We start from the raw sequence: 10,415 nt of genomic DNA, 5'->3' as shown, positions 1-10,415 counted from the left end.
AAAGCCAAAAGTTTTTTCAAACTTTTTCTCATCCCTTTATACATTAATATATGTATGCTATTTGGGGACATGATAAAGAGAATACGTTTCGCTCTATTCCTAAAACGTAAAAAGTCTTTACAAAACCACTTTCTGATTTTTTGTAAAGACTTTAAAATTTATAAGATCCTTGTAATTTATTTATCTAATTCAAGCAAAACAACTACATTTTGTCTTTTTGAGATTGTACCTGGATCGGGATCTTGAGTTTTAATCTTAAAATTATTATCATCTTCATTTGAAATATCATCTGTGATATTGTAAGCTATACCTAATCTTTGAAGTATTGTTATAGCTTGATTTAATTGCTTACCCACTAAATTTGGAACTACTCTCATATCTTCTACCTCATTACTTGGCGGTACAGGAACAATTTTAAATTTAAGTGTAGCACTTGCTACTCCATTGATATTATACTTATTACTAGAAGAAGCGTTTACTGGAGTAGCATACATACGCGATGAATTATGGTTTTTACTATTTTCATAATCGATCTTCTGCGAGGACAATGCTAGTGACACTTTTGCTTCTACTTCTGTTTCTGGTATGGTGTAAAATGTAGGTTGATACCCTATTTCTCTTAATTGTTTTAATACTTCATTTGGATTATCTTCATCATATAGTGCTAAAGTTTGTGATAGCGAAGCTGCATCTAATGCTTTTTGTGCTTCTGCAACACCTTGTCCAATAGAAGAAATAAGTTCTCCTAGTGGAGCTGACAAGAGCTCTCTTACATCTGAATTTGTTTTAATATCGGACATTTATTTTTTAATTTTTAGCAAAAAACACTTTTACTTTGGTTAATGGTAATACTCTTGCTCCTGGTTTAGGCAATTGCATAAACGCGCTTCCTATTCTCTCGGTTTGATTGTATTGATATATAGGTGTAAGTTTTACATTGAATTGTAATGCTTTTTTCTTTGCTGCTTTTTCTGTTAATCCACTAAAATCTGGTACAGATACTCTCTCAGCTTTTTGAATTTCTTTTGTAGATTCTATATTGATTTTTACATTACTTACTGCTCCTTCATTAATGGATTTGGCACTATCTTTATCTAATGTTTGAACTTTTAATCCTTTATCATCGTTTTGGATATGTGTTTTTAAGTCTATCGTAACATTTCCTAACTGATAATTTCCAACATTTTTTAATTCTAAAGATGCTGAATTTACATCTTCTACAAGCTGTCTGTAAATATCATTTATTTTAAATGCTTTACTTTCTCCTGGATGACTAATATTTAGCTGCTCAACCTCCAACTCAAGCTCGTTCTTCTCTGTATTTAGCACTACTATTTCTTGTTCCTTAATAGCAAGTTCTGATTCTAACACACCTTTTTCTGCGATTAAAGTATCTTTTTCTTGTGATAATGCGGATACTTTTTGTTGTTCTTCAGATAAATCCGTTTCTAGAGTTTTCTTTTCATCTTCTAAATCTTTAACTTCTTTTTCTAAAGTTTCATTTTTTTGAATCTCTAATTCTAATTCTACTTGTTTTTGGCTAAGCTGAGTTCTAAGTGTTTCATTTTTTATTGTTAGATCATGATTCTCTGCATCTAAATCGGTATTTTGTGTTTCAAGTCTACTTATCTCTGTTTTTAGCTGTCTTATTTCTGTACCTAGATTGGAAATTTGTGCGTCTTTAGTAACAATTTGCGCTTTGAGATCTTTAATCTCAGCATCTAACTTGGCTATATGTGCATTTTTAGTACTTATGGTATTATTAAGACTTGACACTTGACTTTGCAAACTACTTACACGTCCGTTTAATGTTTGGTTCTCATTGGACAACCTTATATTTTCGTTTCTTAAATAAGTACCTTGTGTGACTAAATTATTCCTTTCTTTAACTAATGCATCATTTTGATTACTTAACGCTGTATTTGTTTGTCTTAGACTTAGTATTTCTGAATTTCTAGTGTTTAACTCTCTTCTTAAACTAGTTACAAGCTGATTTAAGGCATTAATTGTTGCACTATTACCTCCTCCGTTTCCATCTCCTATGTCATCTATGGGAACTCCAATACCTCCACCAGGAAGTATGGTACCAATTGGGTCTATAGTTTTTCCATCAAAGTTATCTGTACTATCATCTTCAACAGGCCTTATACTTAATGCCTCTCTAGATAAACTTGGATTAGCGTCTAGATTTTTAGTTTCTAAACTACTTTTACTATTGAATCCAGTAATAAGTTCTTTGAAAAAAACATTATACTCAGCAATCTTTGGAATTGCTACCTGTTGAAAATCTATTCCTGAAGTACTCTTTTGCTTTCCAGATATTTCAACAAGATACAATTCTCCAAAATGAACTGTAGTTTCTGTATCTGAATTAATTTCTACAGCTCCCCCAATTCGAAAAACCTTATTGACTTTTGATGTTTTATTCCACGAAAGTCTAAAAGAAGGAAAAAGCCCTTTCTCTATGACTTCTATTATTTTCTTATCGACTGTTTTTCTTTTGGAGATACTATATGTGATCTCTATTTCTCCTTTGGCAACAGTAATACCCTTTATAAGTGGAAGCCATTTATTTTTACTACTATCGAAAAAATCAATTGCTAATCCTTCTAAGTTTATCAACTGATTTTGAAGGTTTCTTATACTACCCTTAAAATGAATTTGTTTCATGTTCTTTTGTTTGATTTATGTTAAGGGAATTTGTAATGAAATAGTTTTGTATTCTAAATCTGAACTTACTTCAAATACTACAAAAACATATTCAGGTGTACTTTGAGGTGTATCTATCGTTTCTGAAATATTAGTATTATCTGTTCCTGAATCAAGTTCTTTATTTAGCTTATCTATATCTTGATTGCTAAAGTTTGCTCCAAACGTATCATTTATTGGAATTATCCCAGTATCGTCATCATTATCATTTTGTGGTAACGGTTTTGCTACTGGTATTGGAGGTGTGTTTAACGTACTACTTGTTATATTACTTGTATCTCCAGATGTTTCAGAAGTATTACTTGATTCGCTATTAGGTGTTTGGTTATCTGAGTTATCTGGTTGAGTTGTATCGTCATTAGTTGCTACTCCAGCTTTTGGTGCTAAAGAGAATTTTATGGTAGTACTAGCATTTCCTTGTTTATTCGTTTTAATTTCAGCAGGATCAAAATAAAATTCAGAAATCGCTTTTAATTTATCTTCGTTAATTTCCTTAGTAGCTTCTTCATCTACATTAAAAGAAACTGTTTTATTACTGATACGTTCTCCAACTGTATTTTCTAGAGTTGTAACTACATCTACTGAATACATACCATTTACAGGACCTTTAATTTCTGACACCTCTACTTCTAATTCTGTTTTTGGTAATCCTTCATTAGGAACTGTAGCTACAAATCTCCCTGAAATTGTGCTAAAAATCCCTATTCTTTCGCTATCGTTACTTACCGATTTTGCTGGTGTAAAACGCAAAGCTCCTTTCACTGTTTTTTCTGCAGCTATTACTTCTTCTTCTTCAAACTCTGTTACTACCTGCAATTTAAAATCTAAATAAGGTAATTGATAAATTGTATTAGGCCTTCCTAAATCATCAAAAGGAGCTTGATTATTTAATTCTTCTTGTGCATCACTCAATCCATCGGCTAGTGATACTAAAATATCTTTTAGAGCAAAAGCATTTTTTTCTGAAATCGTATTACTCATAATAATCGGTTATCTTTTCGTTGTGATCTTCTTTTCTCTTGAAGCTTCTTTCTTTTAGCTTCTTCTCTTTGTTCTTCCTTGATATTTTCTAATCGTTTAAACTTGAGAATTTCTCTTAATTGTTCTTGTTTTTTTTCTAATTCATCTAAACTACCTGCATCTACTCTTAATTTTTTTCTCACCAGTTCGTTAAACTTTTTAGAAACATTTGTTTTTTCTTTACTTATATCTCTAAACCTATCTACTCCTCTAGAAATAAAATCTTCTTTTTTTGATAAAGGCTTCTGCAGTACTTCTCTATCTTTGGTTTTTGTTGCTATCGATTTCTTCGATTTTATTTTTTTCTTTTCTTCTTCTTTTTTGGGCGTCGTTTTTTTTCTTTCATTCGACTCAACATTCATTTCTTTTTCTTTTTTAAGAAGCCCTAATGGTTTTAAAATTTGCTTATTTAAAGAAGTTTTCCCTGTTGATACATTAAATAAAGATTCATCTATAGCTATATTCTCAGGCATTGATAAAGACAACCTTTCGTGCTGCTTTACAGTTTTATCTATAGGTTGTACTTTCGTTTTTTCTTTGTTTTTTTCTACAGCTTTAGTTCTTTTTAATTCCCATACCCGCTCTCGTTTTTTCTTTTCATTATGACTTGGAATTTCTCCTGTATATCGTTGGTTCTTATGTAACGGTTCCGTTGGACTATTCAAACCTCCAAAAACATTTCCTCCTCCCTGTGTGAGTTGCATCATTTTTTGCTCTAATAACTTCCTTTCTTCTAGTAAATGTTGAAGTTTCTCATTTTCAGGTAGCAATTCTTGCATTAACGCTAAGGGATCTACTTTTGGAGTTGTAGTAGGTGAATCTAAAACAGGAACTATCTTTCCATTTTCTTTGCTACTATTTGTATTCAAAGAATTCTCAGATAGTTTTTCTTCTTGTTTTGCTTTTTGCCTAGCTATTTTCTTCCAACTTTTGGCTTTCATATATACGATGATGGTATCTCGTTTATATTAGTTTGACAAATCAATTCCAACAATAACGAAATAGATAAAAAAATTAAAATGGTGTTAATGAATGTATTCGTTTTAACTTCTTTCTGAAGTAACCTCTCTAATAATCTCTTCCAACCTTGGCGGTGGTGGTACAGTAACTATCTTCGTTCTCATTAATGAACTTCCTTCTACAGAGTATTGGTATTTCTGAGAATATGAAGCGTTTACAGATGCTACTTTTGCACTTCCTCTGAATAATCGAAATTTAACTCTACCTTCCTTTGAATTTCGGGTATATACCGATTCACGAGACATGCTAACCGCCATTTTTAACTCTAAAACGGTGTCTACAAACTGATAAAATGTAGGTGTAAATCCTAGTTCTAAAAGTGTATAACTTTTATTTTTATCTAAGGTGATTAGGTCTTTATTCTCGTCTTTACCATCTAAGTTTAAAACATCACTATCATCATTATCGGTAGTATCGTTAGAATATCCAGCCATTAATTGCGTAATACGTAAAGACACTTTATCTAATTCGTATTGAGCTTCGGCAATACCTTTCCCTAATTGTACTACAAACTCAGGGAAAGGTGCGTTTAATAATTCAGTTCCTACACTGCTCATACTATTTTATTTTAAGAGTTAGACTCTGTGTTTTTTTCAATTTCTTGATTTCGTAATTCTTCTTGTAAAAGCATTTGATTTCTTATACGCTCTTCTAAAATTGCTGGTGGTGGTATTGGACTTAGTTTTGTACGCATTAAACTAGCTCCTTCTGCAGAATAGTTATATTTTGTTGCATAACTAGCATTTACTTGCGATGCAGAAACGCTTGTTCCTCTGTTATAATGGTAGTTACGATACCAAAATGATGAATATCCTCCAAAACTTGTATTTTGGTTAGATGATGATCTTTTATTATTAACCGTGTTTATTGATTCTCTCTTATATGAAATACTAATTTTTACTTCTATAATAGTATCTACAAATTGATAAAAGTTTGGAGTGAATCCTAATTCTAACATTGACAAACGCGCAGGTACATATACTAATGGGTCATCTGCTTCAGTTTTACTAGAATCATTTCCAACGATCGTCAGTTTTCCATTAGTGTCTTTAACTTTTATGTCTGGCGATGTATTATTAATTTCATTTAAAATTAAAGACTTATAACCATCTTTATTGGTACCACTATTATACAATGCTTTTGCAACACTAAAAGGCACTCGGTCTCTTCCAAAGAAAACTCTACTGTCTTCAAAGGCTACTTCTCCCTCATTATTATAAATCGTTTTTAATCCTCCCATCATTTCTGCGACGGTGATAGAATTTTCGTCTAATTTAGTTTGTGCTTCAGCAATAGCAAAAGCCATATCTCGGATCATGTCTCCCATTGGGACATTAAGAAGGTCTTGTCCGATTTGTGTGTAGTAACTCATTTGGTTTTATTTTTTTCTGTTAATTGTTGTCTTGATTATCTTGGTTTCCTTGATTTTCTTCGCTTATAATTTTATTGATGATCTGATTCAAAGCATCTGGTGGAGGCAAGGAAACCAGTTTGGTAGTAATAGATGACGAACCTTTGGTTTCGATTCCAAATTTTCTTGCATATGTTCCTGTAATAGATGCTGAGAAAACTGCTAGATTCAATTTTGCACTAGCACTTGCTGAAATGTCTGTTTGTTCTTTTATAGAAAAATCCATTTTAGCTTCAATCAATGCTTCGGTAAAAGCATAAAATGTTGGTGTAAAACCAAGTGCAATTAGATTATATTCATTACCTCCCAATTCTACTTTAGTACTGACTAATTCGTCTATTAATGCCGCAGAGTTTTTGTCTAATTCGGCTTGTGCATTGGCTATCGCAAACCCTAATCGCTCTACAATTTGCGGTAAAGGTGCGTTTAATAGCGAATTTGTCACTTTTACGGATGTATTAGACATATTTATGAATCTTTAGATAAGGCTTTTTTGACTTCATTTAGTAACTCTGCAGGTGCAGGAAGAGATACTAAACGTACCGACATGGATGCATTTCCTTCTACATCTATTTCATGTTTTTTGGCAGTTCTATAATCAAAAGTTCCTCCTATAGCAAAGTAACGTTGGCTATCTCTACTTTTTGAAGTCTCTTTAAGATTTGATAAAAACTTATTCTTATCTACTTGTTTTACATACGTATCTTTCTTGTCTTCTGAAGTATTCGTTGTATTTGAAGTATTAATATCTATGTTACTTTCATCTTTTGAATATAGATCGAAAAATAAAAGTGTGTCTTCATGTAACATATATACCATAGCATTTTCATACTCAGCAGAAATCTTACTACTTTCTAGCTTAGCATTTCCAGAAATATTAAGCCCTATTTCGCTAGCTGAATTAGCACTTACAATCGTTTCTTCTTCTTCTCCAAAAACTAACACAACATCTCCTGTTTCAGAATCCCCTTCTTTTAAGTATATAAATTTATTAGGTTTAGTATTTCCTTTGTCAGGTTCTGCTTTACCTGCGACAAAATCTGTTCCTGTAAAATACAAGTAATCACCTGTAGATTTAAAACGAACAATAACAAACCTATTCGATTGGTCTTTTACTCCATCTGGCTTAGCTGTCCACCATGTTTCTCCTACTCCTTTAATATCTATTTGAGTAGAAGAGACTCCTGTGCTTTCAAACCAATTTTTCATTGCTTTAGCTCTTCTCTCAGATAAATCTTGATTCGTTGTATCTCCACCACTTCTATCTGTAGTTCCTATAATTTCTATTTTAGCACTAGAATCTACTTTTAAAATCTTACTTAGAAGTTCAAAGTATCGCAATGTATTATTGTTATTGTATGTTATTCCCCCTTCTGTTTTAGTGTATGTGAAAAGAATATTATATCTATCGTAATCAAAATAATGCTTTAATTCAATTTGATTTCTTAAATTATCTAATACTTTTATTCCTTTTTTATCATTTGCAACCTTTTCAAAACCTATTACCTCAACGGATTTTGCACTTGCACTTGATAAAGCAGCATTATGTGTGTCACTAAAATTAGCTGCTACAGAAAATTCGTCTGTAGATTTATTATTATCGTAAGTTACCTTTGTAGCATCTCCATAATTTGTCATTTTAAAAACCCCTTCTCCTCCTGTTACTGGTCTTGGTATATATATCGTTGAAAAATCTTCTTTCGTCTTTCTTAAAAAGGCATTATCATTACCTTCTTTAAGAGATAAATTAATATCTTTCCCTTTAGTTTTTAGCTTTAACCTATCTACTTGTTTACTTTCTCTAATCTGTTCTGATAAATCGTTGACTTTAGAATAGATCTTTTTTTCATGATCTATCTTTACAGATTTCTTCCCAATAGTAGTTGAAGAAGTGGCATTGACATTTTTAACAAACTTATTATGTCCTTTATATTCTCCTGTTTCTGCTAACTCATTTTTTTGATCAAAGAATGATTTTATTTGATCATTTTTTTCAACATTACTACTGTATTCTATACTTGCTGACACGCCTAATTCTGTAGATTCAGCAATTTTCATTTTTAAAGAAATTGAAGCAGAAATATCTGCATGCTGAAAATGATAAAAAGTTGGAGAAAAGCCTAATTCTAGTAAGGATTTTCCATTAACTCCATTGGTTGCGTCTGCCAACGTAATTAACTGATTTACTGAATTATCATCTAACTTTTGTTGTGCTTCAGCAATGCTTAACGCCATAGAAGACATAATTTGCGATACATCTACCTCTTGTAATACTGTAGCAGCTTCTAATAATTTTTCTGTACTCATTTAAGTGTGGTTTTTGTAATGTTTAAAATGATACCTCTGGTAAGATGTGATCTATATCTATGGCTAAATCTTTTCTTACATTATCATTCCTAACAATAAAGTATTCATATTGGTTTTGTAGTTCTCTAAGTTGTTTTGGTGAAATCACATATCCTCTATACACCCAGTCTAGTAGTTTTCTTGACATAGGAGGTTGATTTTGAGGCAAGGTTTCTTTAATACGAATTAATGTTTCTTTAGCTTCTTCTAATTGTCCTTTGTAGAGATACTGAATTGCTAATCGTTCTAACTCAGAAACTAATTTCTTTTTAACAAATAGTGTTTTTTCTTCTTGTTTATCAATCAAGTCAACTACATGAAGTCCATAAGAGATTACCTCATCATGATTTCCAGAAATTTCTAAACTTTCTACAACACATTGCATATAGTGTTGTGAAAACAATTCTGGGTCGTTATTTACCTGCGCCATTCTTAACGCTTCCCTATAATGTTTAAGTGCTTTTTTATGCTCCCCTTCTAAAGCGTATAGCTTTCCTTTTTCAGCAATTCCTACGTGTAGCAATTGCTTTTTCTTTGTTGTTTGTTTCATACGAATTGTTCAATTTCTTCAAAAGATGCATCGCATCCTATAGATTCTAATTTTGCTATTGCATACCTAGTCATTAAGTCTGAAAGAGGTACCGGAGCGTACCATGGTATTTGAATTTGTGAAGCAACATTCTCTTTGGGTATAAAGTGACTTAATAGCTCTATGGTTTCTTTTTGATCTTCGACCTCATCGATTACCAATTTTCGAAATCCATTAGAAACTTTCTTTTTATCACAAATAAGCCCTTTACTTTCGTACATTTTTATACGATTTTCGACTTCACTAGCATTAATAGAATCTTCTAATTGAACAGGAAGCGACGCTAAAACCTCATCCATAATTTCATATGGCATATGCATAGTATTGTGTAGCGTGTCCTTTATTGAATTTACTGGGGTTTCCTCATTGAGTTTTTCTAATATAACTTCATATCGCTCAAAAGACTGATTGGTAAGCCTTATGGCTCCCGTACTTTGAAATTGTCTCCAAATTGCCTGACTATCTTTATAAGAAAGATCTCTATAACTATTTGAAATATTGTGATTTTCTTTTCGAGAAATCGTTTTCAAATATTGTCGCACTTGATGGTGCGCCATTTGATCCTCGTTAATAAGCTCTAGACAGTACAATGATGTAGATGGGTTTGCAAAACTTATTTCTACATTTTCAGGCACTCTATTCTTAAGTGCTGTAACGGTAGCTTCAGAAACTCCTCCTAAAATAACACATGGATAACTATTGAGTAACTCCAGTGTTTTTTGTTCGTGCGTTCCTAAAAAATTAGATAATATCCCAATCGTATCTGGCAAATCTTCTATTTCTTTAATGTATACGCATACATCAAAAGTGGTAGGTGTTTCAATTTTTTGTAAAACTTCACCTTGTTCAACAGAAGCTTCGACTCCAATTTTGGTTAGTAATATTACCACCTTTTCTGCAATGTCCTTTTTTAGATTTCTTGCGAAAATCATAGGAGCATTGTAAATCAATTTTAGCACGATTTCATAAGGAATTTCAAATTTTTCAGCAATCGGCTTTATCTGTACGGGACTAGCGTTACCTATGGAGGTAATGATTATTCCATAACTTTCTTTTTCCATTCTTTCTATATTGTTTTACAATTATAGCCAATGTTTTTATGCTGTAAATCACCCGTTTTGGGTGATTTTTGCTTAAATTGCTTTTTGTAAAAATCCTTTCAACCTGATAACTTTTTGTAACAAAAAAGTGTGTTTTTATTAGTGTTTACAAGGGTTTAAGAGTTTTTAAAATTTCTTAATTTTCTGTTTTTTGTAAAGATCGAGTATTCTTCTAAAAGTTTCTTAACAACTATTCTTACCCTTTTTTTTACCCCTTTTT

Annotated in this window: 10 protein-coding genes; all 10 read right to left on the bottom strand. The window is 31.8% G+C overall.

All coding sequences use genetic code 11. From position 1 onward, the window contains the following. Positions 1 to 176: 176 nt before the first annotated feature. Positions 177 to 800, bottom strand: coding sequence for a PASTA domain-containing protein (locus tag ACKTTC_RS06295; RefSeq protein WP_408038952.1), 624 nt, complete (start codon positions 798 to 800; stop codon positions 177 to 179). 7 nt (positions 801 to 807) lie between these two features. After that, the gene (locus ACKTTC_RS06290; RefSeq protein ID WP_408038951.1) at positions 808 to 2,670 is read right to left on the bottom strand and encodes a hypothetical protein; all 1,863 of its coding nucleotides are present in this window, start codon (positions 2,668 to 2,670) and stop codon (positions 808 to 810) included. A gap of 15 nt (positions 2,671 to 2,685) precedes the next feature. Further along, positions 2,686 to 3,690 (bottom strand): hypothetical protein, encoded by a 1,005-nt coding sequence (locus tag ACKTTC_RS06285; protein ID WP_408038950.1) that lies wholly within the window; start codon positions 3,688 to 3,690, stop codon positions 2,686 to 2,688. Next, a complete protein-coding gene (locus ACKTTC_RS06280; protein ID WP_408038949.1) occupies positions 3,687 to 4,670 on the bottom strand; it encodes a hypothetical protein in 984 nt (327 codons plus the stop codon). Before ACKTTC_RS06280 ends, ACKTTC_RS06285 begins: the two co-directional genes overlap by 4 nt. Before the next feature lie 102 nt (positions 4,671 to 4,772). Continuing rightward, entirely contained in the window at positions 4,773 to 5,306 is a 534-nt protein-coding gene (locus ACKTTC_RS06275; protein ID WP_408038948.1) for a hypothetical protein, read from the bottom strand. 11 nt (positions 5,307 to 5,317) lie between these two features. Next, the gene (locus tag ACKTTC_RS06270; protein ID WP_408038947.1) at positions 5,318 to 6,121 is read right to left on the bottom strand and encodes a hypothetical protein; all 804 of its coding nucleotides are present in this window, start codon (positions 6,119 to 6,121) and stop codon (positions 5,318 to 5,320) included. A 19-nt stretch (positions 6,122 to 6,140) separates the two neighbouring features. Then, entirely contained in the window at positions 6,141 to 6,626 is a 486-nt protein-coding gene (locus ACKTTC_RS06265) for a hypothetical protein (protein WP_408038946.1), read from the bottom strand. Between the two features lie 2 nt (positions 6,627 to 6,628). Next, complete coding sequence (locus ACKTTC_RS06260) at positions 6,629 to 8,467, bottom strand: OmpA family protein (RefSeq protein WP_408038945.1); 1,839 nt, start codon at positions 8,465 to 8,467, stop codon at positions 6,629 to 6,631. 22 nt (positions 8,468 to 8,489) lie between these two features. Next, the gene (locus tag ACKTTC_RS06255; RefSeq protein WP_408038944.1) at positions 8,490 to 9,056 is read right to left on the bottom strand and encodes a tetratricopeptide repeat protein; all 567 of its coding nucleotides are present in this window, start codon (positions 9,054 to 9,056) and stop codon (positions 8,490 to 8,492) included. Further along, entirely contained in the window at positions 9,053 to 10,054 is a 1,002-nt protein-coding gene (locus ACKTTC_RS06250; RefSeq protein ID WP_408038943.1) for a hypothetical protein, read from the bottom strand. Before ACKTTC_RS06250 ends, ACKTTC_RS06255 begins: the two co-directional genes overlap by 4 nt. Between the last annotated feature and the right edge of the window lie 361 nt (positions 10,055 to 10,415).

It is taken from the genome of Tenacibaculum amylolyticum, from assembly GCF_964511145.1.
Taxonomy (GTDB): domain Bacteria; phylum Bacteroidota; class Bacteroidia; order Flavobacteriales; family Flavobacteriaceae; genus Polaribacter; species Polaribacter amylolyticum.
The sequence above is the reverse complement of the archived record's forward strand: the minus strand, read 5'-3'. Positions and strand labels throughout refer to the sequence as shown.

Excerpts from the sequence above, each read along its gene's own strand:
- ACKTTC_RS06295 (WP_408038952.1), bottom strand. The coding sequence starts at position 800 with ATGTCCGATATTAAAACAAATTCAGATGTAAGAGAGCTCTTGTCAGCT.
- ACKTTC_RS06290 (WP_408038951.1), bottom strand. The coding sequence starts at position 2,670 with ATGAAACAAATTCATTTTAAGGGTAGTATAAGAAACCTTCAAAATCAG.
- ACKTTC_RS06285 (WP_408038950.1), bottom strand. The coding sequence starts at position 3,690 with ATGAGTAATACGATTTCAGAAAAAAATGCTTTTGCTCTAAAAGATATT.
- ACKTTC_RS06280 (WP_408038949.1), bottom strand. The coding sequence starts at position 4,670 with ATGAAAGCCAAAAGTTGGAAGAAAATAGCTAGGCAAAAAGCAAAACAA.
- ACKTTC_RS06275 (WP_408038948.1), bottom strand. The coding sequence starts at position 5,306 with ATGAGCAGTGTAGGAACTGAATTATTAAACGCACCTTTCCCTGAGTTT.
- ACKTTC_RS06270 (WP_408038947.1), bottom strand. The coding sequence starts at position 6,121 with ATGAGTTACTACACACAAATCGGACAAGACCTTCTTAATGTCCCAATG.
- ACKTTC_RS06265 (WP_408038946.1), bottom strand. The coding sequence starts at position 6,626 with ATGTCTAATACATCCGTAAAAGTGACAAATTCGCTATTAAACGCACCT.
- ACKTTC_RS06260 (WP_408038945.1), bottom strand. The coding sequence starts at position 8,467 with ATGAGTACAGAAAAATTATTAGAAGCTGCTACAGTATTACAAGAGGTA.
- ACKTTC_RS06255 (WP_408038944.1), bottom strand. The coding sequence starts at position 9,056 with ATGAAACAAACAACAAAGAAAAAGCAATTGCTACACGTAGGAATTGCT.